Genomic DNA, 25,802 nt, shown 5'->3' with positions numbered 1-25,802 from the left:
GATGGCGTTTCCCATGTCGGTAATCCTTTTCAGTCGAAGTGGGTTAGAGGGTGTTATGAACCAGGAAAGGGGTCGCGCAGCCCCGAGAACCGGCCGAATGCAAGGCGCAGCGACGCACCGTGGTGGCTCCACGGCAAGGAGGACTCGGCGTCCCCCTGCAACATCGCAGGCGGCCGGTTATCGGGGCTGCCCGGAGGGTACGGTCGAGAAGGGACGCATTGCGTTGTTGCGCCGCTTGCTCAGACGCCCGGTCTGAGCGGCGCGCCGCGCCTAGCACTGCATCCCTTCTCGACCGAACGCGACCCCTTTCCTGGTTCATAACACCCTCTAGCGTTGGTGGCTGTCTTCGTCGGAGCGCGTCAGCCAGTAGGCGGCAACGATCGGGATGAAGGTGAGCGCGATAATGAACACGGCAACCACGTTGGTGACGGGCCGCTGGCGGGGCCGGATCAGTTCCTGCAGCATCCAGATCGGCAGCGTCGTCTGCTGTCCCGCCGTAAAGGTGGTCACGATCACTTCGTCGAAGCTCAGCGCGAAGGCCAGCAGGCCGCCCGCGAGCAGGGCCGAGCCGAGCTGCGGCAGGAGCACGTAGCGGAAAGTCTGGAAAGCATTTGCGCCGAGGTCCATCGACGCTTCGAGCAGCGACGGACTGATGCGCCGCAGCCGGGCGACCGCGTTGTTGTAGACGACGACTACGCAGAAGGTCGCATGGCCGATGACGATGGTCCAGAAGCTGAACGGGATCTCCAGCGTATGGAAGGCCGAGCGCAGCGCAATGCCGGACACCACGCCGGGCAAGGCGATCGGCAAGATCAGCATCAGCGAGATCGCTTCGCGCCCGAAGAACTTCGTGCGCGCCAGCCCGCCGGCGGCCAGCGTCCCTAGCACGATCGCGATCGCGGTGGCGACCAGCGCAACCTGTCCCGACAGCTTGATCGCCTCCCAGACATCGTGCCGCTCCCAGGCGACGGCAAACCATGCGGTGGTCAGGCCGGGCGGTGGGAACACGTAGCTTTTGTCCTCGCTGCTGAATGCATAGAGGATGATCAGCGCCAGCGGAACGTGCAGGAACAGCACGCCCCACAGCGTGGCCAGCTTCAGCCATGGCGACGCCGCCGGCGCGCTTGCAGTCATCTTAGACGGCATCGAAAGCTCCCTTGCGTTTGGCCATCCACAGGTAGAGGGCGATCACGAGAATGGGCACCAGCGAGAAGGCGGCGGCGAATGGCAGGTTCCCTGCCACCCCCTGCTGCCGGTATACGACCTGGCCGATGTATTGCGAGGAATTGCCGATGACCTGGGGAATGATGTAGTCGCCCAGCGTCAGCGAAAAGGTGAAGATCGAGCCTGCCGCGATGCCGGGCATCGCCAGCGGCAGCACGACATTGCCGAAGGTTTGCGCGGGCGAGGCGCCCAGGTCGGCCGAGGCTTCCAGGTAGGCGCCGGGAATGCGCTCGATCGCGGCCTGGATCGGCAGGATCATGAACGGCAGCCACATGTAGACGAACACGACGAAGGTGCCCAGAGGCGAGAAGCTGAGCGAATTGCCGCCGATGACGGGTGTCGCGAGCAGCGCTTCGAGCAGCCATTCGAGATGCAGCGCCTGCAGCGCCCAGACGATCGCGCCCTCCTTCGCGAGCAGGAGTTTCCAGGCATACAGCCGCACCAGGTAGCTGGACCACAGCGGCAGCATCACCGCGATATAGAGCAGCGCCTTTTGCGCGCCGCGCGCATGGCGCGCCATGTAATAGGCAACCGGAAAGCCGATCAGCGCGCAGGCAACCGTTACCGCGGCAGCCATCAGCGTGGTGCGCAGGATGACATCGAGATAGGTCGGCGTGAGGATTTCGCGGAAATTGTAGAGGCTTAGCTCCCGCACCACCTGGCCGGTGAAATCGTCCAGGCTGAAGAAGCTGTTCGCCAGCAGGCTGAGCAGCGAGCCGACATAGACCACGCCGAACCATAGCAGCGGCGGCACCAGCAATGCGGTCAGCAGCAAGCCCTTGCGCGTCGTCAGCGCGGCCGAAGTGCGCTCCGACGGCGTGGCAGCGGCCGTTGCGCTCATGGACGCGCTCCCGCGGACGCGGCGGCGATGCAATGCACCGCGGCCGGGTCCCAATGAAGATGAACCGCGCTGCCGGCGGCCGGCACGCTGTTGCCATCCGTCGTGGGAATGTCGGCGAGCAGCGCGCTTCCCTCGTTGCGCCTGACGCGCAGACGCCAGAACGCGCCGAAGTACTGGACATCCTCGACCAGGCCATGGGTGCGCGCGGCCTCCGGGCCGCCAAGTCGGATCAGTTCCGGCCGGATCATGATGCTGGGATGGCCGGCAAGGCGGCGCGCATCCTCGCCGTCGAGCACATTGGCGGCACCGACGAAGTCGGCGACGAAGCGCGTCGCGGGGCGGTTGTAGAGATCGACCGGGGATGCGACCTGTTCCAGACGGCCGCGATTGAACACGCCGATGCGGTCGCTCATCGACAAGGCTTCATGCTGGTCGTGCGTGACGAAGATGAAGGTGATGCCCAGCTTGCGCTGCAGCGCCTTGAGCTCGGTCTGCATCTGCTCGCGCAGCTTGAGGTCGAGCGCGCCGAGCGGCTCGTCGAGCAGCAGCACCTTCGGTTCGCTGATGAGCGCGCGGGCCAGCGCCACGCGCTGCCGCTGGCCGCCGGAGAGCTGTCCCGGCTTGCGCTGCGCCGCGTCGGGCAGCCGCACCACCTCCAGCAGCTCCCGCGCGCGCTTTTCGCGCTGCGCCCGGTCCACGCCGCGGATCATCAGGCTGTAGGCGACGTTTTCCAGTACCGTCATGTGCGGGAACAATGCGTAATCCTGGAACACGGTATTGACCGGACGCAGGTAGGGCGGCTTGTGGCTGACGTCCTCGCCGTGGATCGCGATGCTGCCCTCGGTGGGAAGCGCAAACCCCCCTATCATGCGCAGACAGGTCGTCTTGCCGGAGCCGGACGGCCCGAGCAGCGTGAAGAATTCGCCGGGACGGATGTCCAGGCTGACGTCGTCGACGGCGCGGACGACCTGTGCGCCGGACTCGAACACGCAGGAAACATGATGCAGGCTGACTGCCGATGCCATGTGCATAGCCTCTTGGATTCAGTGAGGGAACGATGCCTCCTGCGGGACGCTGCCCGCAGGAGGAAGACCGCGATGACGGGTCAGCGGCCGCCGAGGATGCCGATATAGTCTGCCGCCCACTTGTGGTACGGCACGCACTGGTTGCCCTGGCTGGCGCACTGCGTGGTCGGCGTTCTCCAGAAGGAAATGCGGTCGAACGCGTTGTAGCCCTGGCGCTCGCAGCCATCCTCGCCGAGCAGCTTGTTGCCCTTGCAGGCGGCGGGCACCGCCGGAACGGAGCCGAACCAGGCAGCGAGGTCGCCCTGCAGCTTCGGATTGAGCGAATGTTCCATCCACATGTACGCGCAGTTCGGATGCTTGGCCTCGGCATGCAGCATGGTGCTGTCGGCCCATCCGGTGGCGCCCTCTTCCGGCACCACGGTAGCGACCGGGCGGTTCTTGCTCTTCAAGATGTTGGCCTGGAACTGCCAGCTGCCGGAAGCGACCACGCCTTCATTGGTGTAGTCGTCGATTTGCACGAAGGCGTCGTGCCAGTACTTGCCGACCAGCTTGCGCTGCGCGCGCAGCAGGTCGAGCGCGGCCTTGTACTGCTTTTCGTTGAGTTCGTACGGATCCTTGATGCCGAGCTCGGGCTTGGTCTTCATCAGGTAGAGCGCGGCGTCAGCGATGTAGATCGGGCCGTCGAAGGCCTGCACGCGGCCGCGGTTGCTCTTGCCGTCGGGCAACGCCATCTCTTCGAACACCACTTTCCAGGAGGTCGGCGGGTTGTTCTTGAACACATTCGTGTTGTACATCAGGACGTTCCAGCCCCACTGGTAGGGCACGCCGTAATGCGTGTTGTCGACGTAATGCCAGGGCGCCTTCTGCAGGCGCGGATCGATGTTCTTGTAGCTCGGGATCAGGCTGACGTTGATCGGCTGGACCTTCTTGCCGCGGATGAGGCGCATGCTGGCGTCGCCCGAGGCGGTGACCAGGTCGAAGCCGCCTTCGTTCATCAGCGCCACCATTTCGTCGGAGGTGCCGGCGGTCTTCACATGGACCTTGCAGCCGGTCTTTTGCTCGAACGCGGTGACCCAGTCGAAGTTCTTGTCGGTCTCGCCGCGTTCCAGGTAGCCGGCCCAGGCGACGATATCGACGCGGCCTTCGCCCTTGCCGATCTTCTGCAGGGATTTGGTCTGGGCGACGGATGCGGCGGTGGGCGCCAGCATGGACAGGATCGCAGACGCAAGCACGGTGTAACGCAGTACGTTCATCGAATGTCTCCTCTTATTGTGTTGGCCTCATGGGCGGGCCGGCATGGGGTGTCATGAGCCAGGGGCGCTGCATCCGGTCTCGCCCGGACCTGTCCCCTTCTCTAGTTCATGACGTCCGCCACGCATCGACTATAGGCTTGACGCTCTGATGTGAAAAGTTCAATATTTGCTGTCCTAGCTATCTAAAAAAGAGATAAGGGTGCGCCTCCTGCTATCTTTTAGGGATCTTGTTGCAGTGCAATAGTGGCGGGGCGCCAAAGAATTCAAAGAAGAATGCCGGCGCGGGAGGGCCATGAACCGTCACATCACGCTCAAGCAGTTTCGCTATTTCCTCGCGGTAGCCGAAAGCGCATCGGTCGCATCGGCCGCGCGGATGATCAACATCGCGCAGTCGGCGGTGACGAAAAGCATCCAGGAACTGGAAGAGTCGCTCGGCGTGCAGCTGTTCGAGCGCACCGCGAAGGGCATGGTCCTGACGCAGGAAGGCCATCGCTTCCAGGCCAGCGCGCGCAAGGTGATGTCGGCCGTCGCGGAGGCGTCGCGCATCGATTACCGGCATGAAGAGGAACTGTCGGGAAACCTGACGATCGGCGTGACCAGCCTGGTGGCCGGCTATTACCTGGCCGACCTGTTCTCGCGTTTCCAGCGCTCCCACCCTTCCGTCAAGATTTCGGTCATCGAGGACAGCGCGCAATTCCTCGAACACCTGCTGATCAACGGTGAGGTCGATCTCGCCATTATGGTCTCGAACGTGCTGGGCGACCCGCAGGCGCTGGTGGTCGAGACCCTGACTTCGTCGCCCAACCGCGTCTGGCTGGCGGCCAGCCATCCGCTGGCCGCCCGTCCCGAACTGACGCTGGCCGAATGCGCCGAACATGAGCAGGTCGTGCTCGAGACCGACCGCGTGGAGGGGGTGCTGCGCGCGGTGTGGGCGCGCTACGGGCTGCGCCCGCAGATCACCCTGCGCACCTCATCGCTGGAGGCGGTGCGCTCGCTGGTCGGCGTCGGCGCCGGCATCGCGATTCTCCCGGACTTTCTCTACCGTCCCTGGACGCTCGACGCCGAACATGTCGAAGTGCGCACGCTGCGCGACGCGGTACCCAGTATCGACATCGGCCTGGTGTGGCGGCGCGGATCGCACATCAACCCGGTCACCTCGGAATTCATCCACCTCGCGCGCGAGAAGTCGCGCAGCGGCCGGGGCCGCTAGGAGCGGCCGGTGCCGCTACGCCGGTTCCGGGCGCGCATCCGGCGCGCGCATCCTTGCCATCGCATCGCAGATCGCATGCACGTGGCGATGGTCGGTGCCGCAGCAGCCGCCGACCACGGTCATCGCCGGCAGCCGGTTGCGCAAGGCGCCGTATTGCGCGCCGAGCTCGACCGGATTGCCGTCGTCCAGGTCGGGCGCCTCGTCCAGCTCCGCATGGCTGCGCCGCGATGCGTTGGCGCGCAGGCCGCGGATACGCCCGGTCCAGGTGCCGCCGTCTTGCAGGATGGCGTCGAAATGCGTCGGATGCGCGCAGTTGATCATGTAATACGCCGCTGCGCCGCCGGTTTCCGCATCGGTGCGCTCGATGGCGTCCTGCAGCGCATCCCCGGAAGGCAGGCGGCCGTCGGTCTCTAGCGTGAAGGAGATCGCGACCGGCATGGCGCAGGACTTTGCCGCATTGACGATGCCGATCGCTTCTTCCACGTAGTTCATCGTGAAGGCCGCCACCATGTCGGCATCGGTCTGCGCGAAGGTCTCGATCTGCGCCTGGTGATAGGCCTGGGCTTGCGCGGCAGTCATGGTGACGTCGGCCCGGTAGCCGTCGCCGCGCGGCCCGAGATTGCCGCTGATGACGACCGGCGTTGCCGCCGTCTCGAATTCGTCACGGATGCGCAGCAGCAAGGAAATTGCCTTACGGTTCGCATCAGCGAGGGTGGTGCTGTCGTAACCGAGCTTGCCGGCCCAGTCAGGATTGGCGCGCCAGGTCGGCGCTTCCAGCACCAGGCCCGCCCGGTAGTCCCTGGCCATCTGCGCATAACGCTGGTAGTAGCGCTCGAGGATGGCTGTCCCCTGCGCATCCTTGAGCAGGTCGAAGGCTGCGAAATAAGGCAGGTCTATGCCTTCATGGAAGATCAGCGTGGTCTCCAGGCCGCCGTCGGTAATAAAAAGCTCATCCTTTACCTGCGGCAATCGGTTGCGGTATTTGCTCATGATCGGTCTCCTTGAAATGGTCTATGGTTGGTCCGCCGGTCCCGTGCCCCTGTGCGCCGCCCGGGGCGGGAACTAGAATGCAATCACGGCACCGGCCAGCGGGCTTGCTGTTCAATGCGATGCAGCGAGCCACCACCTTAAGCCCGGTCCGCCATTGCGACTAAAGCCATTTCGGTAACCAATGTGACAAAACGGCCATGAACGACAGCTCCCCCGCCCGCGTTGCCATCCTTGCCCTGCCGGAAACCACCGCCTCGGTGGTCTATGGCATGTACGACTTCTTCATGTCGGCCGGCCGCGACTGGGGAATGATCTGCGAAAGCCGCCCGGGCGAGCCGGTCATCCTGCCGAAAGTCGTGTCCTGTCACGGCGCGTCCTTCATGGCCGGGAACAACGTCCGCATCTCCCCGGAGGCTTGCCTCGACGCCTGCGACGACGCCGACGTGGTGTGCGTGCCGGAATTGCTGGTGCCGCCGGGTGAGCCGTTCGCCGGGCGTTTCAAGCCGGAGATCGCCTGCCTGCGCCAGGCGTATGCATCCGGCAAGATCCTCGCGACCGCCTGCTCCGGCGCCCTGCTGCTTGCGGAAGCCGGCTTGCTGGACGGGCACGAAGCGACCACGCACTGGGCCTACTGTGACTTGATGGCGCGCCGCTATCCGAGGGTGAAGGTACGCCGGCAACGGGCGCTGGTGTGCGCTGGCGACGGCCAGCGCCTGATCATGGCCGGCGGCGGCACATCCTGGCTGGATCTTGCGCTCTACCTGATCGCGCGCCTGAGCAGCATCGACATTGCGATGCAGACTGCGCGTCTGAACCTGGTCGACTGGCATGAGATCGGGCAGCAGCCGTTCGCCCGGCTGGCGCAGGCAAGGCAGATGGAAGATGCGGTGATCGCGCGCTGCCAGGAGTGGATCGCAGAGCATTACGCCGAACCGGCGCCGGTGAATGCGATGGTCGCCCTGAGCGGCATCGCGGAGCGTTCGTTCAAGCGGCGCTTCCAGCTTGCGACCGGCATGTCGCCGCTCGAATATGTGCACACCCTGCGGCTGGAAGAAGCCAAGCAGATGCTCGAGTCGGGCAACCAACCCGTGGAAGCGATCGCCAACGAGGTTGGCTACGAGGACGCCGGTTTCTTCAGCCGCCTGTTCCGGCGCCATGTCAATCTCACCCCGGCACAGTACCGCAAGCGTTTCGGCGCGATGCGGCGGGCAATGGCGACCGGACACTGAGCGCGACCGGTTGCAGCGAACAGGGATGCTCCGGCACTGTTTCCACGAGTCATTAGTTTGCGAAATATCAAATCCCGCTTGTGCCTTTTCGATAACATGCGGGCATTCACGCTTTTCCGAGTGAGCACTGTCTCAGAAGAATGCGTTGTTTGTACCGGAGCTGGCGGTATGCAAATATTCCAGCACCAGATTCCCCGTTTTTCAGCCCGCTCTGCGGGCTTTTTTTATCGGGGAAAGCCGGTTTGGCCGCAGGAACAACACTGACAACCTTGCATGGAAAACTTTGAATATAAGCTGCTGGTTTTCATCGGGCTTGTGCTCGCAGCCCTCGGATACGTGCTGACTTTCGCCGTCACGCCATGGATCGGCACCGCGGCCTTCGTCATGGGCGCGCTGCTCTCCGTATCCGCCGCAGTCGGCGCGATCCTGAAAGACTAGTCCGCCGGCCGACTCCCGGCTTCGGCCACCCCAGGCGGGCTTTTTCATCCCGCCCGCAGAACTCCGCGTGCCCCTGGCAACCTAACAAAGGCAGTTGTCTCCTTTGAGTGTTTGCCCGCTTTTCGGCGGGCTTTTTTTGCAACCACCCCGTCGATTGCGGAAAACGACAGGATTCCCGGGGCACTAAAGAAACAGGCCGATTGCACGCGGCGCGAAAGATCGGCGCGCCGACGTGCATCCATGCGAACCGGCACGGCCGGCACCGGATAAATAAAAGTCCGCGCGAACGCCGGCGGTTACCGCGTCGGCACCAGGCGGAACGTCTCGACAAGGCCGACGAGGTTGTTTGCCTGGGCGTGGAGCGTCTTTGCGCAATCGGCCGCGCTTTCAACCAGCGAGGCGTTCTGTTCGGTCACCTGCTCCATCTCGTTGACCGCAAGGCTAACCTGCTCGATCCCGGCACTCTGCTCACGGGTCGCCTGGCCGATGTCGGCGATGATTTCCGCTGCATCATGCACCGCGCTGACCAGCTCCTGGATTGCGGCGCTGGCCGCGTCGACAGCCGCCCCGCCCTCTTCGATCTGCGCCACCGTGTCGCTGATCATGGTCTTGATCTCCTTGGCGGCCTGCGCCGACCGGCCAGCCAGGTTACGGACTTCGTGCGCGACCACCGCGAATCCGCGGCCGTTCTCGCCGGCGCGGGCGGCTTCAACCGACGCGTTCAGCGCCAGGATGTTGGTCTGGAAGGCGATGCCGTCGATCGCGCCGATGATGTCGAGGATCCTGCTGGAGCGGGTCTTGATCATGTCCATGCTTTGCACCACGCTTTGCATCGAGTCGCCGCTGGCGATCGCGATCTGCGTCGCGTTTTTCATGCGCTCGGTGGCGCCGGTCGCGTTATCCGCGTTGTTCCTCACCGTGCTCGACAGCTCCTCCATCGACGACGCGGTTTCCTGCAGCGCGCTCGACTGATTTTCGGTGCGCGCCGACAAGTCATTGTTGCCGCCGGCGATTTCCTCCGCACGCTGATGCACGATATGCGACGCTTCCTTGATCTGGCCGACCAGCAGCTTGACGTTGGTCTGCAGGATGCGCAGGGCATGCAGCAGGGTCGCAACCTCGCCCTGCCCCGCCGGAATCTGTCCCGTCAGGTTCCCCGAACTCATCTTGTCCATTTCACTGCGGATCAGCCCGAGCGGCGCCAATAGCGAGGTGTGCAGCCAGAGCGGAATGCTGAGTGCGGCGGCTACTCCGATGAGCGCCGTCACCAGCATGACCGGGTCGAGTCCCGCTCCGGCCTGCCATGCCCGCAGCAACGGCGCCAGGAACAGCAGCGTCAGCACCAGCGACAGCCCGACCAGCTTGCTCTGCAAGCTCGCGTCGCGCCAGGCGTCCACCAGGCGGAACAGGCCCCGGCTGGCGACCCTGCCTTCGCGCAGCGAAATGCCGGTTTCAGGCTGATTCATCTGCTTGTAGAGCGCGCTCGCCGCATGAACGCTTTCCGCCGGCGGCTTGGTGCGCACCGACGTGTAACCGACGATCTTTCCATCCTTGATCGTTGGTGCCGCGTTCGCATAGACCCAATAGAAATCGCCGTTCTTGCACCGGTTCTTTACGATGCCGCTCCATGCCTTGCCACGCTGTAGCGTGTCCCAGAGATCGCGGTAGGCTTCGGGCGGCATGTCCGGGTGGCGCACGATGTTGTGCGGCGCACCGAGCAATTCTTCTTCCGTAAATCCGCTGATGCGGACGAACGCCTGGTTGACGTAGGTGATCTTGCCCTTCAAATCGGTCTTGGAAACGATGATGTCGTCGTTGCCCAGCACGTGTTCAATGGTGGTAACAGGGAGGTTTTTCCGCATGAGGGAATCTCGAGAGTGCGCTGATGGAGGAAAACGATGGAAAACAAGGCTTCGCGAAGGCGCGGCCGGTGGCGCCTAGCAAGCGCGCTTGCGACGCCGGGGCCGAGACGAACGGCAATGCGTATTGGCTCGTCGCGCGCACCGGGTGGACGGCGGGCGGCCGCCACCGGTGGACCAGCGCCGGGCAAGCGATAAACAGGAACCTGGCTGACGGCGCAACGCGCCGGCGCATACAAGACCTTCGAACGAGCGATGCATAGACGTTTGGTGTCAACGCGTCCGGCGTGCCGTCGCCCTCCTTTTGGGAGGCGGCGCTTTCCGGCCAAAAGCGTATTGATCATTTATTGATTTTTTTGCTATCCCCTATCAGCATTGTACTTTTTCAATTAGGAACACACAAAGGAAATCAATGTCCCGTTGCGCCGGCCCTCCGCGCTTCCATGAAAAGCCGGGACCCTAGAGGGTGTTATGAACTAGAGAAGGGGGCGCGCAGCCCCGAGAACCGGCCGAATGCTAGGCGCGGCGACCCGCCGTGGCGGTTCCACGGCAAGAATGACTCGCCGTCCCCCCGCAACACCGCAGGCGGTCGGTTCTCGGGGCTGCGCGGAGGGTTCGGTCGAGAAGGGACGCATTGCGTTGTAAGTGGGAGCGCCGAGCCCTTCTTGGCCGAACGCGACCCCTTCCCTAGTTCATAACACCCGCTCAATCCCTGGCTGGAAGACGGTGTTGCGCGCCACTGTTCTTGCCACTATTTTAATCATGTACGAAAAATAGATGTTTGTGGTAGAGTTCTCCCGTCGAAGATTTCTAGTCGGAGAAAACACATGGTGAAATTCGAAAATCTGGTTCTGGCCGCTGCAATCGAAGGCGCGCAAGACAAAGTTCGCGCTGCGCTTGAATCCGTCCCCGGTATCGCATCCGTTGCGGCGGGGGCAGACAGTAGGTCGGTGGTGGTCGGCTATGACGACGAGGCGACTTCATTGCTGGAGCTGCGTGCCGCCCTGCGCCGGGCGGGTATCGGCTTCCAGCGCAGCGGCGCGCACGACGAAGGCATGTGCTGCGGCAGCTGCGGATGAGCGACGGCCGCGAAACGACGCCGGATCGCAGTCGCAAGACCGAGGCAGCCAAGATCATGGACTACCCGGCATTCTTCGATGATGCGCCGGTGATTGCCGTTCACGACGGGCTGGCCCGCTTCCTCGGGGCCTGCAGCGACGGCATCATCCGGTATCGCTACCTGGATGCGGTCAAGCTGGCCGGCCACTCATGTCCCACCGTGGCCGGCGCTTATCTGATGACACGACGCGCGCTCGCCCTGCTCTACCCGGACGACATGCCGGAACGGGGCGAGGTTTCGGTCCGGTTTTCAGCGGCGGCTGACGAGGGCGTCGCCGGCGTGATCGGAAGCGTGGTCGGCATGGTTACCGGCGCTGCGGGGCCGGGCGGTTTCAAGGGAATCAGCGGCCACTTCCGGCGCCAGCACCTGATGCATTATTCGGACGCGGCGGCAGGCGAGGCCTGTTTCGAACGGCGCGACAACGGCGAATCCGTCCAACTGGCGCTGAACCTGCACCGCGTCCCTGCGGATCCGCGCACCGGCGCCCTGCTGCGCAAGATCCTGGACGGCGGCGCGACGCCGGAAGACGCTGCGGAATTCGCGGGCTTGTGGCAGGACCGGGTTAGGCGCATCCTGATTGAACACGCCGACGACCCGGACCTGTACTCGGTTGCATGAGGGACCGCCGGCCGGCCGGCCGCGGGTGGCCGGGCGTTACTCCGGCTGCTATGTCCGCACCACCGTGTCGGGCGATTTCTTCCGACCATACGCTGGCGAGTGATGCGCACCTTCACACCTGCGCTGCGGCATTGCGCCGGACGGCAGGCACCCGCGACATGCTCATCCGAGCACCATTCGTGCCAGCGCAGCCGACAAACCACCTTGCCCGCTGATCAGAAGCGATACTCTGGATTCTTCGCATCAAACGCATTCGGTGCGAGTTTCTTGCGTTCCACCGACTCGAACACGATGTGCTCGAACACATCGCCATCGTTGTCGCGGCTCTCCACCATGCGGATCAGCGGTTCGCGCAGGTCGAGCCAGAACCGGGTTTGCCGGGAATAGTATGGCGGCGAGCCGGGATTGTCATAGACGACCTCGGCATAGCGCTTGTTGCCCTCGCGGGCGATCTTTACGCTTGACGGGCGGGTCGGCAGGTTCTGCGCCCGCCTCCTCTCCAGGTCGGCTTCGAGCAGTGACAGGATGAAGCCGACGCCAAGGTCGCGTACCGTATGGCGCGACTGGGAACGGGCCACCGCGCCGTCGATCGGCACATTCATCGAGACCACGCCCAGCATACCGCCGACATGCGCCAGCATCTTGCGGCTGTCCTTGCTGGAATCGTACAGCACCTCCTGTCCGGCCCTGGCGCCATTGTTTTCCCAGCGAGCGTAGACGGTGAGCGGTTCGTGCCGCATGCGTACGAACATGCGTTCCGGCATGTCCGGCAAGCTGTCCGTCAGCCTTACCCGCTCCCGACGCAACATCAGGAACTCATATTCCGGCGTCTGCTCCAGCATGCGTTTGACCGGGCAGAACAAGGCGCCCGATTCCAGTGATTGCAGGATGGCCAGAAGCTGCGCATCCGAGGCTTTCGCCAACTGCTGGCGGCTCATGCTTTGACTGAGCCAGTCGCACTGCGCCGCCGGCTGCATCGCGGCGAGCCGGCTGCGCAAGTCTTCTGCAGGGCCGAGACCGGGCTCATCAGCCGCGAGCGCAGCCGAAACATGCAGCGCAATCCCGAGCAGGCCGACCAGCCATGTCATTTGCTTCATTGCGTGTTCTCCCCCGATACCGGGTATAACCCGGTTGTTTGGCTCGATATCCGGTTGTTGATGCAAAAGAATCTACTTGGTCCGGACCGGGAGATACAAACAAAAATCAATACCGCGTCGCTGTTGGCTTGCGCGGTAAATCTTTCTTAGGCAGGATTCCGGGCGCTCACGTCCGCTTTGGGAAGTGCCGCATCCCGCCATGTTTCGGCAGTGCGTCCTCCCGCCGCAAGCGCCTGCGACGGGTGCGCCGCGTTGCCGCCAGCCTCAGCGCGCCTCGAACACCAGGCAGGTGGTCGTTGCGTGCGCGTACAGCTTGCCGTCAGGGCCCACAATGCGCGCTTCCGCCGTCGCTAGCTGACGGCCGGAGTGGATCACGCTGCCGACCGCGCGCAGCGGGCCGGTCTGGGCCGTGGCTGGCCGCACGATATTGACGCTCAGTTCCGCAGTGGTGTAGGCCCGGCCGGCGGGAAGCGTGGTGTGCACCGCACAGCCGAGCGCCGAATCGAGCAGGGTCGCATACCAGCCGCCATGCACGCTGCCCAGCGGATTGTAGTGCCTGAGCTGCGGCGTGCCCTGAAATACGGCCTTGCCCGGCCCGACTTCGATCAGGGAAAAATCCAGCGTGTCGGCAATGTGCGGAAACGGGACATCCCCGTCCAGTATTCCCTGCATCACCTCCAGCCCGGACTTGCCGGCGACCATTTCCGGTGTGGCCAGCCCCGGCTTGTCGCGACGCGACCGCATGCGGCGCTGCACCGCCTCGTATTGCTCATTCCACTGCGCAAGGGTGGATTCGGGGGACATTCGCTTCTCCTTTTTTGTTTGTTTTAACTATTGCATATACAATGATTGTATCTGCAAAAGAAGCAATGGACAACCGCATGTCACCTGACACAGTCATGCCGCAAGGCTGCACCAACTTCAAGCTGCGCAAGCTGATGCGCCGGGTGGCGCAGCATTACGATGCCGAGATGGCCAAGACCGGGCTGAAGACCACGCAGTATTCACTGCTGTCGCACGTGCTCAGGCTGGGGCCGCTGCGCCCCGGCGAACTGGCGCGGGTGATGGCGATGGATGCGTCGACGCTCACGCGCAATCTCAAGCCGCTGGTGGACGCCGGATGGATCACGGTCGGCGCCGGTGCCGACGCGCGCAGCCGCACCGTGGCGATCACCGACGCCGGCCGCGAAAAGCGGCAGGAAGCGCAGCGCCACTGGAAGGTGGCGCAGCAAGGCATCAACCAGCTGCTCGGCGCGAAGCGCGTGCTGGCGCTGCATGCGCTGATCGACGACACGCTCGAACTCCTCTCCAATGCCGCAGGCGATGACCATGAGTGACCACGAAAACAGGCGCTCACGCCGAGCTGCAAGAACACGGAAAAGATTTGGAGGAACGTCAAGCGTTTCCGTGACCAAGGCAAAGGCGAATTGGGTCAAAGCGCCAGGGCGTTGACCGAGGCATTCAGAAACGCTTCCCCATGAACGAGGCAGTGTCTCGCAGCAAATCCTGCAAGACGCGATATGCCGACAGACCATACGCCGCGCGCCGACTGGTTCGGCAGCCTTGTCCTTAGAACGCTTCCCAGTCGTTGCCGCCGCGAGCACTGTTGGACGCAAGCTGTTTCATCGTCCCTGCGCCAACCCGTTTCGGTGCGGGAGAACGATTCGATTGTTGCGGGCTCCCTGTTGCAGCTGCTTGCTTCATTGCGTAAGGTCCGGTGGCAGTCTGCGTCACTGCGTCCGGCGACAGCTTGAACACGCTGACCATGTTCGTCAATCCTTCGGTCTGCTGGTGCATGCTTTCGGCGGCGGCGGCGGCTTCCTCGACCAGTGCGGCATTCTGTTGCGTGGCCTGATCCATCCGCGCCAGCAACCCGCCGACCCGCTCGATGCCGACGGTTTGCTCCCGGCTTGCGGCCGCAATCTCACCGATGATGTCGGCCACGCGCTTGACGCTCGCCACCACTTCATTCATCGTCGCGCCAGCCTGGTCAACCAGTTTCGAGCCGTTCTGCACTTTCTCGACCGAGTCGCTGATGAGCGCCTTGATCTCCTTTGCTGCTCCCGCGCTGCGTTGCGCGAGGCTGCGCACCTCGGAGGCGACCACGGCAAAGCCGCGTCCCTGTTCGCCGGCGCGCGCTGCTTCGACGGCCGCATTCAAGGCGAGGATGTTGGTCTGGAACGCGATGCCGTCGATAACGGAAATGATATCCACGATCTTCTTGGCCGAGTCGTTGATCGACCCCATGGTCTGTACGACTTCGCCGACGACGGCGCCGCCCTTGCCCGCGACGCTCGACGCGGTGAGCGCCAGCTGGTTGGCCTGGTTGGCATTGTCGGCATTCTGCTTGACGGTGCCGGTGAGTTCCTCCATCGCCGACGCCGTTTCGGCCAGCGAACCGGCTTGCTGCTCGGTACGCGAGGACAGGTCGAGATTGCCGGCTGCGATCTGGCTCGATGCGTCGGCAATGGAATTGGTGCCGACGCGCACCTGGGCCACGATCCTGACCAGGCTTTCGTTCATTTCCTTGAGTGATACCAGCAATTGCCCGGTTTCATTTTCGGTATGGCCAGCTTCGATTCTGTTGGTCAGATCTCCGGAAGCGACTGTCTTGGCCACGCGCACGGCTTCCTGCAGCGGCCCGAGAATGCTGCGCATGATCATCCAGGCCAGGCCGACGCCGGCGCCGACCGACAGCGCGAGGATCGTGACGAGCAGCGCGGACGAGGATGCGATGCGGCTCTTGGCCGCGGCCTCATCGTCTGCGGCGCGTTTGACCGATATTTCCACGACCTTGTCGATCGCCTTGCGATGGGTTTCATAGGCGCCGTTGAGCTTGGTGACAGCTGCCGTGACAGCGCTAGCATCGCCGCCTTGTACGGCCGGAACGAGTTCATTGAAGGCGATGTTGTAGAAGGCAACCGCCGGCTCGTAGCTATCCTTGAGAAAGATGTCGCGCAACGGCTGCTCGAGGGTTTCCTTTGCCGTGATCCAGTACTCGTGCCGGGTGTCGTAGTCGCCCTTGAGCGTTTTCAGCCGGTCGATCAGTTTTGCCTGCTGCGGCTTGTCGGTCGCATCAGCCAGCTGCAGGGTAATCAGGTAGGACTCGATGATGTACTCGGGCGGCGGCAGGACATCGGCGATCAGATCCTTGCTTTGCACGATACGCTGGTAGATGGGGCCGTTGACTTTCAAGTCGTCGAGCGTCTTGAACGACCACAGGCCGTAGATGGTGAAGCCTGCGGCAAACAAACCCAGCAGCAGGATGAAACGCGTGCGTATCTTCAGCTTGGCGAAAGCCATGACATTGCTCCCTTGTGAAACGAATGTGCCATGCACGCCATATTCGTGTCGAGTATGGCGCTCCCGGGTATGCAGCGTTGTTGTCGCGGTAATGGATGTCAGCCCACGATCTCGTTCGTCTCATCAAGCCCATTTCCTGGCTTGACGTGAGTCTGTCGGTCTCGACCGGGATCAACATACGCTCGTCGAGCGTGCCCAGGCCGATCAGACAATCGTTATTGAGTGCGGTACCCGTCCCGGACTTGGTTTGACCGGGGCGGCCAAGAGCGAGCGAGGAGTTCGAGCCCAACGGCATCGAGGTTGCCGCGGAGTCGCCGGGGAAGGATGGTTTCGCTCATGATTTAATCCCATTGGCGTGTGGGATTGTTTATTTGTGAAAAGATTAGCAGAACAAACAATGAATATCAAAGGGACTGTTCAGGCCTCGGCAAAATACAACACGTCCTTCAAGGATGGCTGCGTGCTTCGGGTAACGTCAGATGCCCGTCGCCCGGTTCGGCATCGCTGCTGCGAACCGACCGAGCGCGTCCCGGCGAGCTCGAGGAGCGCCTCCCACCCGCATCCTCGCTATGCGCTTGCCGTCACGCGCACCGCGGCAAGGATCCACAGGACGACGAGCACCACGTTACTCGTGGCGAATGCCGCGAGGCGATGGATGACATTGTTATAGGTAAGGTGAATTGCGCTATGGACCAGGCGCAGCGCGACATAGGTCCATGCCAGTGCCAGGCTGGCCGGCCCGGTTGTGCCGCTCGTATGGATGATCAGGCAGACCACGTAGAACAAGACCGGCAGCTCGAGCAGGTTCATGTAGTTGCGGTTCGGGATGCTGACCGCCGGCGGAACGCGCGACGATTCCCCGAAACGGAAGTCTTCCACGCCGACTTCGCGCCTGAGCGCCGCACGGAAGCGGGCGACAGGCACGAGCAATAGAACCAGCACGGTCCAGAAGGCAAGCACAAACACCGGGTACAGGATAGAGATATTGCGCATGGCTGATGAAGATCGTTTTTGCCGGTTGACTACGCTGATCCGTCTCGTCAGCGAGGCCTGCGGCCGCTCCGAGATGTGCGTTGAATGAAGGAAAACTTGCAAACTAACAAGTCTCCATACCATAACACGTAAGGCATTCCAATGAATAAAGGATCGCCGAGCGGCGAGGCACGGGAAGGCGGTCGTGTTCTTGCCAAACCGCGGGGAAACGGCGCGAAGTTAAAATAGCGGATGACTCCGGGTGGCCGGGGCCGATACCCTTACACATGCAATTGCCAGGCTTTCAATCTCTTTCCGGACTTTCCCGGAAAATCTACGCAGCTTTCCTGATCACCACCATCATCCCGAGTGCGGTCGTCGGCATTATCGGCGGCTACTTTTCCCTGCGCGCGCTGCAGGACGAGACCTTGCGCAACCTGAACCAGGAAGTCACCATCCGCACCCAGGGCCTGGGCCGATTCTTCGACCAGTTGTCGGCGCAACTGTTGACGATGGCGAGCGAAGAAGCACTGGATGCGCTTTTTTCTGCCATCGGCGCGGACGACCAGGCGCGCAAGTCGGCCGCACTCAACCGCCTGCAGCGGGAATATGCGACCCTGGCCGGCTACTCGAGGTATGTCTACCAGATCCGGCTTCTCGACCACGACGGCCGGGAGGTCGTGCGTGTCGATCGCCGGCCGAAGGGGGTAACAGTGGTTCCCCCGGATGCGCTGCAGTACAAGGGCGACCGCTATTACTTCCGCGACGCGTTTGCGCTGGCGCCCGGCCAGCTTTACGTCTCGCCGCTGGATCTGAATATCGAGTTCGGCAAGGTGGAAACCCCGGAGCGGCCGGTGATCCGCGTGGCCACGCCGGTCGCGGGCCCGGATGGAAAGAAGGCCGGCGTCCTGGTGATCAACCTGCACGCCGACCTTTTGCTGGAGCAGGTGCAGCAGATGGCGGACGCACGCAAGGGAACCGCTTTCCTGCTGGACGTCTACGGCCACTACATGAGCCGCTCGCCCGGCGGCAGCGCCTCCGGATTCTCGATGGAACCGGTGGACCGGCTCGCGCGCCTGGTGCCCGCGTCGATCGGCCGCCGCCTGACCGAAGCCGAGCCCGGCGCCGGGCACGCCGACGGCTGGATCGTTGCGCAGGCGCCGATCGACTTCGCTCGGCGCGAACTGCCGGAAAATCCGAGGGGCAAATGGCGGCTTGCCGTGGCATATCCCGAGCGGGAGCTGCTGTTCGCAAGCGTCAATCTCGGTGTGCTTTATACGGCGCTGCTGGCCGCCCTGCTCGTGACCGCGATAGCCGGTTTCGTTCTCTCGCGCCGCCTGCTGCAACCGATTGCAGAACTGGCAGAAGAAACGTCGGCGATTGCGAGCGGCGACTTCACGCGGCGCGTCGCGGTCAAGGGAAACGACGAGATCGCCGCGCTGGGCGAAAAATTCAACGCGATGGCGGAGCGGCTGCAGGCGTCCGCGCGTGAAGGGAGCGCCTACCAGGAACGGCTGGAAGCGCAGGTGCTGGAGCGCACGCGCGATCTCGAGCAGGAGCGCGCCTCGCTTGAAGCGGTGATCGAGCACACCGCCGATGCCATCCTGTCGGTCGACATGCAAGGCCGGCTGCATCTGATCAATGCCGCGGGAAGCCGGCTGCTCGGCTCGGGAGCGGCTTCCGGCCAGCGCCTGGACGGACTCTGGCCGCAATGGCCGCAGGTCGCGGCGGATGCAGCTTTCGAGGCGACCCGCTGCGACCTGCAGCTGCAGGATCGCATCCTGTCCCTTGCGGTGACGCCGACCACCGCCGGTTTCATCGTCGTGGCCCGTGACGTCAGCCAGGAGCGGCGTTTCCTGGACGAGAAACGCATGCTCGACCGGCAGATGTTCCAGATGGAGAAACTGACAACCCTGGGGGAGCTGGCGATGGGGCTGGCGCACGAAATCGGAAACCCGCTGGCCGGCATGAAAGCGGTCGCGCAGGCGATGCAGTACGAGGAAGACGTGCCCGAGGGTTTGATGGAGGCGCTCAAGCGGATGGAGCACGAGATCGACCGGTTGTCCGGATTCCTGCGCAGCTTCCATGGCTTCGCGGCGCCGCAGCAACTGCATCCGGAGGCATGCCAGCTGTACGATGTGCTGGACGACGTGCTGTTCTGGGTGCGCAAGGACGCGAGAAACAAGGGCATCGCGATCGAGCAGAACGGGACCGACGCCCTCCCCGCCTTGTGGGCTGACGCGAACCAGCTCAAGCAAACCTTGCTGAACCTCGTGATCAACGCCGTGCATGCGATGCCGCAGGGCGGCACCCTTTCCATCAGCGCCGAAGCGGACGGCGCGCGCGCGCGGATCGCCGTCCGCGACACCGGAAGCGGCATTCCGTCCGACGCTATCCAGCATATATTCGAGCCATTCTTCACGACCCGCAGCGAGGGTTCCGGCCTCGGGCTGGCGATCGTGCGCAAGATCACGGAACAGCACCACGCGCGCATCGCCGTCGCAAGCACGCCGGGGCACGGAACGTGCTTTACCCTGGACTGGCCATTATTTGGGAAACACCATGCCTGACCCGATCCTGATCGTTGAGGACGACGCGACCATCCGCGTCACCGTCGCCAATTTCCTGAAGCGCCAGGGATTCGACATCAGCGTGGCCGAGGATGGGGCATCGGCGCTGAACTTGCTGAAACAGCAAAGCTTTCACCTGGTGCTGCTCGACTTGCGCCTGCCCGACATGAGCGGCATGGATATCCTGTCGAGGCTGCGGGAAGGTGAAGGCGCGGACCAGCCCCTGGTGGTGATCATGACGGCCTTTCCGGAGGTGCGCACCGCGGTCGCCGCGCTGAAGGCCGGCGCGTATGACTATATTCACAAGCCCTTTGATCTGGAAGACCTGCTCGAGCTGATCCGCCGCGCGCGCGAGACCTACCGGCTGCGCCGCGAGGTGGAATGGCGGCGCGTGCAAACCGCGAACAACGTCACCTACGGGATGATCGGCGAGAGCGCCGCGTTCCAGGCGATGATTGCGATGACGCACAAGATCGCGGCGGCTGGCCGGATCCCGGTGCTGATCCGGGGCGAGTCTGGCTCGGGCAAGGAACATATCGCGCAGGCGGTGCACGGCGCGTCGCCGCGCGCGGAAGGTCCGTGGGTGACGCTGAATTGCTCCGCGCTGCCGGAAGGCTTGCTCGAGTCGGAAATGTTCGGCCACGAACGCGGCGCGTTCACCGACGCCAAGCAGGCAAAGCGCGGGCTGCTCGAACTGGCCGACGGCGGCACGCTGTTCCTCGACGAGATCGGCGACCTGTCGCTGGCGCTCCAGCCCAAACTGCTGCGGGTACTGGAAACCCAGACCTTCCGCCGCCTCGGCGGGCAAAAGGAGATCCGCGCCGATGTGCGCTTCGTCGCCGCCACCCACCGCAACCTGCCGGAAATGGTAAAGGCCGGGACCTTCCGGGAAGACCTGTACTACCGGCTTAACGTCGGCGCGATCGACGTGCCGCCGCTGCGCGAGCGCAGGGAAGACATCCTGCCGCTGGCGCGCCATTTCCTGTCGCGAGCCGCTCCTGCTCTCGGCGCCCCGATCGAGCTGGCCGACAGCGCCGCTCCCTGCCTCGTCGCGTACCCTTGGCCAGGGAATATCCGCGAGCTGCGCAACGTGATGGAACGGGCCGCCATTCTCTGCGGCGGCGGCATCATCACGCTGGATCACCTTCCGCGCGAGTTGTCACGCCGGCATGCCGCGCCGGGGACGCTCGGCTGGGAAGCGCCGCGCGACAAGATCAAGACGCTCGCGGAAATGGAGGCGGATTACATCCGCACGGTGCTGTTCCATTGTGGCGGCAACAAGACCCGCGCGGCCGAGCTGCTGGGCATCAGCCGGCTGACCCTGCGCAGCAAGCTGCGCGAGCACGGGGAAGCCGACGCCGGCGACGCGTAGCCGTACCCCGCCAGTGTTGTCATTCCATCCGACCTGCCCCCGCGTCGTCGCAAGCGGTAAGAAACTGACCGGCCACCTCCTGATCGTCCGGTAAGTTTCTTACCGCCCGAAACCCCCTTCCGGATCCTTTTCCCCCTCCATTCTCATCTTTGGTTACTGGTATGAAACCTGCCATAGGAGGTTCACCGTAGGGCTGTTCCTACAGGTCTCCTACCGAAGAAGGAAGGGATATGAAAAGCACCAATCTGAAGCGCACGATGCTTGGCCTGAACGGCCTGATGCTCGTGACCGCGTTCGCATTCGCTCCCGGCGCCGCCCGCGCGCAAGGCGCAGACCTCGCCGCGATGCCCGAGGTGAAGCCGGGCAAAGCCGAAATGATCGAACTGGGCAAGCATTTATTCTTCGACAAGCGGCTGTCGGGCGACATGGGCGTCTCCTGTGCCAGCTGCCACGCACCCGACAAGGGTTGGGGCGACGGCAAGGCGTTGTCGTCCGGCTATCCGTCGATGGAATACTTCCGCAACGCGCCCACCGTGTTGAACAGCAAGCACCGCAAGCGCTTCCTGTGGGACGGCCGCCTCGACGGCAGCGACGCCGGCACGCTGGTGCGCGACATGGTCACCGAAGCCCACACCATGAACGGCGACGGCCGCCTGGTGCAGGAGCGCCTCAAACAGGTGCCGGAATACGTCGCGCTGTGGGAGAAGGCTTTCAGCAAGGGCAGCGATCCGTACAGCCCGCGCATGTTCAACGCCGTCGGCGAGTTCATCAAGAGCCTGGAAACCACCAACGCGCCGTTCGACAAATTCATCAAGGGCGATGCCGGCGCGATCAGCGAGGAAGCGCGTGCCGGTTATGCGCTTTTCAAGGGCAAGGCCAACTGCGCATCCTGCCATAACGGCCCGATCGGCTCGGACGGCCAGTTGCACAAGACCGGCGTGCCCGAGCATCCGGACGTGCTGAAGAACCCGCTGCGCACCATCACCATGCTGCGCCACTACGCGACTTCCGGCATGCCCAACTACATGAATGCGCGCACCGACGTCGGCTTCTATGCGATCAGCAAGGACCTTAGGGATGCCGGGAAATTCCAGACCGCGCAGCTGCGCGACCTGAAATACACCGCGCCCTACATGCACAACGGCGTGTTCGCGACGCTGGATGAGGTGATCGACTTCTACAACCGCGGCGGCGGCCAGGGATCGCTGCTCAAGCCGCTGAACCTGAGCGCCGGGGAAAAGCAGGCGCTGAAAGCCTTCCTGCTGACGCTGTCGGGCGATCCGGTGGTCGTGAAAGACCCGGGCCAGCCGGACATGCAGATCCGCGCGAACTATGGCAAGAACTGAGGACTCCACCATGAAACCCATGATCAAACTCGGCATGGCACTGATCGGCTCCCTAAGCATCGGACTGTCCGCCTACGCGGCAGGCGCGAAGCCTGCCCCGCTCGGCCCCCTGCCCCCGCCGTCTATCCCGAAAGACAATCCCAACACGCCGGAGAAAGTCGAACTCGGCAAAAAGCTGTTCTGGGATGCGCGCCTGTCCGGCGACGGCTCCTCGCCGTGCGTGGTCTGCCACCTGCCGCAGCTGGGCTGGGGCGACAACCTCGACATTTCGCGCGGCTACCCCGGTACGCGCCACTGGCGCAACTCGCAGACCATCCTGAATTCCGCCTACTACAACAAACTGTTCTGGGAAGGCTCCACCACCAGCCTCGAAGGCCAGGCCGCGGGCGCCGCGGAAGGCGCGATCGCCGGCAACGGCGATCCGTCGGTGATGGAAATGCGCATGCGCTTCCTGCCCGAATACGTGGCCGAGTTCAAGATGGTGTTCGGCACCGAGTGGCCGCGCATGAACGACGCGTACCGGGCGATGGCCGCGTACCAGCGCACCATCGTGACCGATGCGAAGAAGGTGCCGTTCGACCGCTATATGGCGGGCGACAAGGGCGCGCTCAACGCCTCGCAGAAGCGCGGCATGGCGCTCTATAACGGCAAGGCGAACTGCCTGTCCTGCCACAGCGGCCCGCTCGCTTCCGACCAGAAGTTCTACGCGCTCGGCGTGCCGGATCATCCCGCCTTCAAGAACGACGTGATCACGCAGGTGACGCACCGCTGGCAGTGGTACCAGAAGGGCATGCCCGAATCGGCGTACCGCAACGGCGCGGACGATGCCGGCCTCTACTACGTGACCAAGAACCCGAAGGATATCGGCAAGTTCCGGGTGCCGTCGCTGCGCGAGCTGAAATACACGGCGCCGTACATGCACAACGGCGTGCTGGCCACGCTGGCCGACGTGGTCGACTTCTATGACCGCGGCGGCGGCGTTGCCGCCAACAAGAGCCCGCTGATCAAGCCGCTGAAGCTGAGCGCGCAGGAGAAGAAAGACCTGGTGGCCTTCCTCGAAGCGCTTTCGATGGATACGCCGCTGCTGCACGACGCACCGAAGCTGCCCGGCGATTACCAGCCCCTCCCGCAGCCCGCCGCACCGGCCAACTAAGGATAACGACCATGAGCAACAAGACCATTCAGATCAAACAGGACCATGCGCACGAGCATGAGGGCGAGCGCGCCTGCATGAGCCGCCGCAGCTTCCTGCTCGCCGGCGCCTCGCTGGTGTCGCTCGCGGCGGTCGGCGCGGTTCCGGCCACCGCCTTTGCGGCGCCGGTGCATGTGCTGAAGAAGGAATACACGAAAGTGAAGATCGGCACCGTCTCCGGCCTGCAAAAGGGCAAGCCGATCGAATTCGCGTATCCGTACCCGGACGTCCAGAACATCCTCGTCAAGCTGGGCACGGAAGCCGGCGGCGGGGTCGGACCGGCGCACGACATCGTCGCATTCAACCAGCAATGCACCCACATGGGCGGCCCGATGCAGGGCACCTACAAGGACGCGTACCAGGCGCTGGGCCCCTGCCCGCTGCACCTGACCACGTTCGACCTGACCCGTCACGGGATGGTGATTTCCGGACATGCCACCGAAGCGCTGCCGCAGATCGTGCTCGAAGTCCAGGGCAACGATATCTACGCAGTCGGTGTGATGGGACTGATTTACGGCTACGCGGCCAACACCGCGAAGCGCGGCTGACAGGAGATTGACATGAGCGACAAGAAACCAGACAGCATGATCGTGCCCGACCAGGTGCCGCTGCCGCCGAAGAACGCCGAGGTGTTCACCACCGCCTGCGATTATTGCACCGTCGCCTGCGGCTACAAGGTATACCGCTGGCCGGTGGGCAAGGACGGCGGCGCAAGGGCATCCGAGAACGCATTGAAGGCCGACTTCCCGCACCGCACCATGATGGGGCCGTGGGTCAACCCCAACCAGCACAACGTCATCAGCCACAAGGGCAAGCCGCATCACGTGGTGATCGTGCCGGACCGCGACGCTACCGTGGTCAACCCCGGCGGCAACCATTCGATCCGCGGCGGCACGCTGGCGCAGAAGTGCTTCAACCCGGACAAGAAGACGCGTGACCGCCTGCAGCATCCGATGATCCGCGTCAACGGCAAGCTGACCCCGGTGAGCTGGGACCTGGCCACCGACGTGATGGCCGACATCTCGAAGTACATCCTGTCGAAATACGGCGAGCACGCGTGGGCAATCAAGATGTACTCCTACCAGTACTTCGAGAACACCTACGCGATCACCAAGCTCGGCATGACCTCGATCGGCACGCCGTCCATCGCGCCGCATGACAAGTGCACCAACACCAACGACGCGACCGGCCTCGACGACGCCGGCATCGATTCCTTCGCCGCCTCCTACCAGGACTGGGCCGACTGCGAAGTCGCCTACCTGTCGGGCGTGGACCCGTATGAAACCAAGACCACGCTGTTTACGCAGTGGATGATGCCGGGTGACAAGAAATTCATCTTTGTCACCCCGCACAAGACCATGGGCGTTGCCTGGGCAGTGCAATCCGGGCGCGGCATCTGGCTGCCGATCACGCCGGGCACCGATACCGTGCTGCACATGGCGCTGGCGCGCATCATCATCGAGAACAACTGGCAGGACCAGGCCTTCATCGACAAGTGGATCGCGAACCAGTGGGAAGTCGAAGCCGGCTACGGCCGCGGCACCCGCAACACCGGCTGGCAGTGGCGCACCACCTGGGGCACCTGGCAGTCCGACTGGGCCGACTACAAGAAATTCATCCTCGCGCAGGAAGAATCGAAGCTGGATGTGGCGGCCAGGATCACCGGCCTGAACGAGGACGATATCCGCAAGACCGCGGAATGGATCGCCAAGCCCAAGGCCGACGGCAGCCATCCGAAAACCTCGTTCATGCTGGAGAAAGGCAACTACTGGTCCAACAACTACATGAACACCGCCTCGCTGGCCTCGCTCGGCCTGATCTGCGGTTCCGGCAACCGCCCGGGACGCATGATCTCGCGCGGCGGCGGCCACCAGCGCGGCATGATGAGCGCCGGCGGCGGCTCCGGCTGGCTGTCGCCGGAAAAATACCCCGGCCGCCGCAAGAAGGACTTCAACCTCGACCGCTGGTTCATGGCTGGCGAAGTGAAGTTCGCGTGGGTGTTCGGCACCACCTGGGTCGCGGCGATGATGGCGTCGAACGCGCTGGCGGACCGCATGCGCGAACTCACGCGCGGCAATGCGCACCAGATCGCCAGCCTCGACCGCGCGACGATCTTCGAAACCCTGAAGAAGCGCGTCGATTC

At 63.7% G+C, this 25,802-nt stretch carries 22 protein-coding genes; 12 read left to right on the top strand and 10 right to left on the bottom strand.

The window, feature by feature from the left end:
- Positions 1 to 327: 327 nt before the first annotated feature.
- The 4 genes from VEC01_RS04530 to VEC01_RS04515 form a co-directional block, all read right to left on the bottom strand.
- Positions 328 to 1,146 carry an ABC transporter permease gene (locus tag VEC01_RS04530; RefSeq protein WP_324899189.1) on the bottom strand — a complete coding sequence of 273 codons (819 nt, stop codon included), beginning with the start codon at positions 1,144 to 1,146 and terminating at the stop codon, positions 328 to 330.
- Positions 1,136 to 2,065 carry an ABC transporter permease gene (locus VEC01_RS04525; protein ID WP_324899187.1) on the bottom strand — a complete coding sequence of 310 codons (930 nt, stop codon included), beginning with the start codon at positions 2,063 to 2,065 and terminating at the stop codon, positions 1,136 to 1,138. Before VEC01_RS04525 ends, VEC01_RS04530 begins: the two co-directional genes overlap by 11 nt.
- Complete coding sequence (locus VEC01_RS04520) at positions 2,062 to 3,090, bottom strand: ABC transporter ATP-binding protein (protein WP_324899185.1); 1,029 nt, start codon at positions 3,088 to 3,090, stop codon at positions 2,062 to 2,064. Before VEC01_RS04520 ends, VEC01_RS04525 begins: the two co-directional genes overlap by 4 nt.
- Positions 3,091 to 3,170: 80 nt before the next feature.
- Positions 3,171 to 4,343 (bottom strand): ABC transporter substrate-binding protein, encoded by a 1,173-nt coding sequence (locus tag VEC01_RS04515; protein WP_324899183.1) that lies wholly within the window; start codon positions 4,341 to 4,343, stop codon positions 3,171 to 3,173.
- Between the two features lie 292 nt (positions 4,344 to 4,635).
- Between VEC01_RS04515 and VEC01_RS04510 the strand changes: the two genes are divergently transcribed.
- Positions 4,636 to 5,553, top strand: coding sequence for a LysR substrate-binding domain-containing protein (locus tag VEC01_RS04510; RefSeq protein ID WP_324899181.1), 918 nt, complete (start codon positions 4,636 to 4,638; stop codon positions 5,551 to 5,553).
- Between the two features lie 15 nt (positions 5,554 to 5,568).
- On the opposite strand, the gene VEC01_RS04505 is transcribed toward VEC01_RS04510, so the two are convergent.
- A complete protein-coding gene (locus tag VEC01_RS04505) occupies positions 5,569 to 6,543 on the bottom strand; it encodes a homocysteine S-methyltransferase family protein (protein ID WP_324899179.1) in 975 nt (324 codons plus the stop codon).
- A gap of 197 nt (positions 6,544 to 6,740) precedes the next feature.
- Between VEC01_RS04505 and VEC01_RS04500 the strand changes: the two genes are divergently transcribed.
- Positions 6,741 to 7,772: a GlxA family transcriptional regulator gene (locus tag VEC01_RS04500; RefSeq protein ID WP_324899177.1), complete on the top strand. Its 1,032-nt coding sequence runs from the start codon at positions 6,741 to 6,743 to the stop codon at positions 7,770 to 7,772.
- A 273-nt stretch (positions 7,773 to 8,045) separates the two neighbouring features.
- On the top strand, positions 8,046 to 8,210 hold the full coding sequence (locus VEC01_RS04495; protein ID WP_324899175.1) for a hypothetical protein: 165 nt from the start codon (positions 8,046 to 8,048) through the stop codon (positions 8,208 to 8,210).
- A gap of 296 nt (positions 8,211 to 8,506) precedes the next feature.
- On the opposite strand, the gene VEC01_RS04490 is transcribed toward VEC01_RS04495, so the two are convergent.
- A complete protein-coding gene (locus tag VEC01_RS04490; RefSeq protein ID WP_324899173.1) occupies positions 8,507 to 10,072 on the bottom strand; it encodes a methyl-accepting chemotaxis protein in 1,566 nt (521 codons plus the stop codon).
- Between the two features lie 824 nt (positions 10,073 to 10,896).
- On the opposite strand from VEC01_RS04490, the gene VEC01_RS04485 reads away from it, so the two are divergent.
- Together VEC01_RS04485 and VEC01_RS04480 are read left to right on the top strand one after the other, a co-directional pair.
- On the top strand, positions 10,897 to 11,148 hold the full coding sequence (locus tag VEC01_RS04485) for a heavy-metal-associated domain-containing protein (protein WP_324899171.1): 252 nt from the start codon (positions 10,897 to 10,899) through the stop codon (positions 11,146 to 11,148).
- Positions 11,145 to 11,807 (top strand): FmdE family protein, encoded by a 663-nt coding sequence (locus VEC01_RS04480; protein WP_324899169.1) that lies wholly within the window; start codon positions 11,145 to 11,147, stop codon positions 11,805 to 11,807. The genes VEC01_RS04485 and VEC01_RS04480 overlap by 4 nt, the downstream gene beginning before the upstream one ends.
- Before the next feature lie 215 nt (positions 11,808 to 12,022).
- Here VEC01_RS04480 and VEC01_RS04475 read toward each other — a convergent pair whose 3' ends face one another.
- Positions 12,023 to 12,904, bottom strand: coding sequence for a DUF1571 domain-containing protein (locus VEC01_RS04475; RefSeq protein ID WP_324899167.1), 882 nt, complete (start codon positions 12,902 to 12,904; stop codon positions 12,023 to 12,025).
- A gap of 264 nt (positions 12,905 to 13,168) precedes the next feature.
- Positions 13,169 to 13,708, bottom strand: coding sequence for a PaaI family thioesterase (locus tag VEC01_RS04470; RefSeq protein ID WP_324899165.1), 540 nt, complete (start codon positions 13,706 to 13,708; stop codon positions 13,169 to 13,171).
- Positions 13,709 to 13,785: 77 nt separating this feature from the next.
- Between VEC01_RS04470 and VEC01_RS04465 the strand changes: the two genes are divergently transcribed.
- The gene (locus VEC01_RS04465) at positions 13,786 to 14,241 is read left to right on the top strand and encodes a MarR family winged helix-turn-helix transcriptional regulator (protein ID WP_324899163.1); all 456 of its coding nucleotides are present in this window, start codon (positions 13,786 to 13,788) and stop codon (positions 14,239 to 14,241) included.
- Positions 14,242 to 14,473: 232 nt separating this feature from the next.
- Here VEC01_RS04465 and VEC01_RS04460 read toward each other — a convergent pair whose 3' ends face one another.
- Together VEC01_RS04460 and VEC01_RS04455 are read right to left on the bottom strand one after the other, a co-directional pair.
- Positions 14,474 to 16,207 (bottom strand): methyl-accepting chemotaxis protein, encoded by a 1,734-nt coding sequence (locus tag VEC01_RS04460; RefSeq protein WP_324899161.1) that lies wholly within the window; start codon positions 16,205 to 16,207, stop codon positions 14,474 to 14,476.
- 567 nt (positions 16,208 to 16,774) lie between these two features.
- Complete coding sequence (locus tag VEC01_RS04455; protein WP_324899159.1) at positions 16,775 to 17,200, bottom strand: MAPEG family protein; 426 nt, start codon at positions 17,198 to 17,200, stop codon at positions 16,775 to 16,777.
- A gap of 266 nt (positions 17,201 to 17,466) precedes the next feature.
- Between VEC01_RS04455 and VEC01_RS04450 the strand changes: the two genes are divergently transcribed.
- The 6 genes from VEC01_RS04450 to VEC01_RS04425 all read left to right on the top strand — a co-directional run.
- Positions 17,467 to 19,749 (top strand): ATP-binding protein, encoded by a 2,283-nt coding sequence (locus VEC01_RS04450; RefSeq protein ID WP_324899157.1) that lies wholly within the window; start codon positions 17,467 to 17,469, stop codon positions 19,747 to 19,749.
- Positions 19,742 to 21,121, top strand: coding sequence for a sigma-54 dependent transcriptional regulator (locus VEC01_RS04445; protein WP_324899155.1), 1,380 nt, complete (start codon positions 19,742 to 19,744; stop codon positions 21,119 to 21,121). Before VEC01_RS04450 ends, VEC01_RS04445 begins: the two co-directional genes overlap by 8 nt.
- A 230-nt stretch (positions 21,122 to 21,351) precedes the next feature.
- Complete coding sequence (locus VEC01_RS04440; RefSeq protein WP_324899153.1) at positions 21,352 to 22,467, top strand: cytochrome-c peroxidase; 1,116 nt, start codon at positions 21,352 to 21,354, stop codon at positions 22,465 to 22,467.
- 10 nt (positions 22,468 to 22,477) lie between these two features.
- Entirely contained in the window at positions 22,478 to 23,620 is a 1,143-nt protein-coding gene (locus tag VEC01_RS04435) for a cytochrome-c peroxidase (RefSeq protein WP_324899151.1), read from the top strand.
- Positions 23,621 to 23,631: 11 nt separating this feature from the next.
- Positions 23,632 to 24,207: an arsenate reductase (azurin) small subunit gene (locus VEC01_RS04430; RefSeq protein ID WP_324899149.1), complete on the top strand. Its 576-nt coding sequence runs from the start codon at positions 23,632 to 23,634 to the stop codon at positions 24,205 to 24,207.
- A 12-nt stretch (positions 24,208 to 24,219) separates the two neighbouring features.
- The coding region (locus VEC01_RS04425) for a molybdopterin-dependent oxidoreductase (protein WP_324899148.1) at positions 24,220 to 25,802 on the top strand (1,583 nt) is incomplete at its 3' end.

The sequence above is a fragment of the Noviherbaspirillum sp. genome (assembly GCF_035627455.1).
Classification (GTDB): domain Bacteria; phylum Pseudomonadota; class Gammaproteobacteria; order Burkholderiales; family Burkholderiaceae_D; genus Noviherbaspirillum.
This window is presented reverse-complemented; position numbering and strand designations above follow the sequence as displayed.

Bases quoted from the DNA above. Each gene is read 5' to 3' on its own strand.
- VEC01_RS04530 (WP_324899189.1), bottom strand. From the start codon at position 1,146: ATGCCGTCTAAGATGACTGCAAGCGCGCCGGCGGCGTCGCCATGGCTG.
- VEC01_RS04525 (WP_324899187.1), bottom strand. From the start codon at position 2,065: ATGAGCGCAACGGCCGCTGCCACGCCGTCGGAGCGCACTTCGGCCGCG.
- VEC01_RS04520 (WP_324899185.1), bottom strand. From the start codon at position 3,090: ATGGCATCGGCAGTCAGCCTGCATCATGTTTCCTGCGTGTTCGAGTCC.
- VEC01_RS04515 (WP_324899183.1), bottom strand. From the start codon at position 4,343: ATGAACGTACTGCGTTACACCGTGCTTGCGTCTGCGATCCTGTCCATG.
- VEC01_RS04510 (WP_324899181.1), top strand. From the start codon at position 4,636: ATGAACCGTCACATCACGCTCAAGCAGTTTCGCTATTTCCTCGCGGTA.
- VEC01_RS04505 (WP_324899179.1), bottom strand. From the start codon at position 6,543: ATGAGCAAATACCGCAACCGATTGCCGCAGGTAAAGGATGAGCTTTTT.
- VEC01_RS04500 (WP_324899177.1), top strand. From the start codon at position 6,741: ATGAACGACAGCTCCCCCGCCCGCGTTGCCATCCTTGCCCTGCCGGAA.
- VEC01_RS04495 (WP_324899175.1), top strand. From the start codon at position 8,046: ATGGAAAACTTTGAATATAAGCTGCTGGTTTTCATCGGGCTTGTGCTC.
- VEC01_RS04490 (WP_324899173.1), bottom strand. From the start codon at position 10,072: ATGCGGAAAAACCTCCCTGTTACCACCATTGAACACGTGCTGGGCAAC.
- VEC01_RS04485 (WP_324899171.1), top strand. From the start codon at position 10,897: ATGGTGAAATTCGAAAATCTGGTTCTGGCCGCTGCAATCGAAGGCGCG.
- VEC01_RS04480 (WP_324899169.1), top strand. From the start codon at position 11,145: ATGAGCGACGGCCGCGAAACGACGCCGGATCGCAGTCGCAAGACCGAG.
- VEC01_RS04475 (WP_324899167.1), bottom strand. From the start codon at position 12,904: ATGAAGCAAATGACATGGCTGGTCGGCCTGCTCGGGATTGCGCTGCAT.
- VEC01_RS04470 (WP_324899165.1), bottom strand. From the start codon at position 13,708: ATGTCCCCCGAATCCACCCTTGCGCAGTGGAATGAGCAATACGAGGCG.
- VEC01_RS04465 (WP_324899163.1), top strand. From the start codon at position 13,786: ATGTCACCTGACACAGTCATGCCGCAAGGCTGCACCAACTTCAAGCTG.
- VEC01_RS04460 (WP_324899161.1), bottom strand. From the start codon at position 16,207: ATGGCTTTCGCCAAGCTGAAGATACGCACGCGTTTCATCCTGCTGCTG.
- VEC01_RS04455 (WP_324899159.1), bottom strand. From the start codon at position 17,200: ATGCGCAATATCTCTATCCTGTACCCGGTGTTTGTGCTTGCCTTCTGG.
- VEC01_RS04450 (WP_324899157.1), top strand. From the start codon at position 17,467: ATGCAATTGCCAGGCTTTCAATCTCTTTCCGGACTTTCCCGGAAAATC.
- VEC01_RS04445 (WP_324899155.1), top strand. From the start codon at position 19,742: ATGCCTGACCCGATCCTGATCGTTGAGGACGACGCGACCATCCGCGTC.
- VEC01_RS04440 (WP_324899153.1), top strand. From the start codon at position 21,352: ATGAAAAGCACCAATCTGAAGCGCACGATGCTTGGCCTGAACGGCCTG.
- VEC01_RS04435 (WP_324899151.1), top strand. From the start codon at position 22,478: ATGAAACCCATGATCAAACTCGGCATGGCACTGATCGGCTCCCTAAGC.
- VEC01_RS04430 (WP_324899149.1), top strand. From the start codon at position 23,632: ATGAGCAACAAGACCATTCAGATCAAACAGGACCATGCGCACGAGCAT.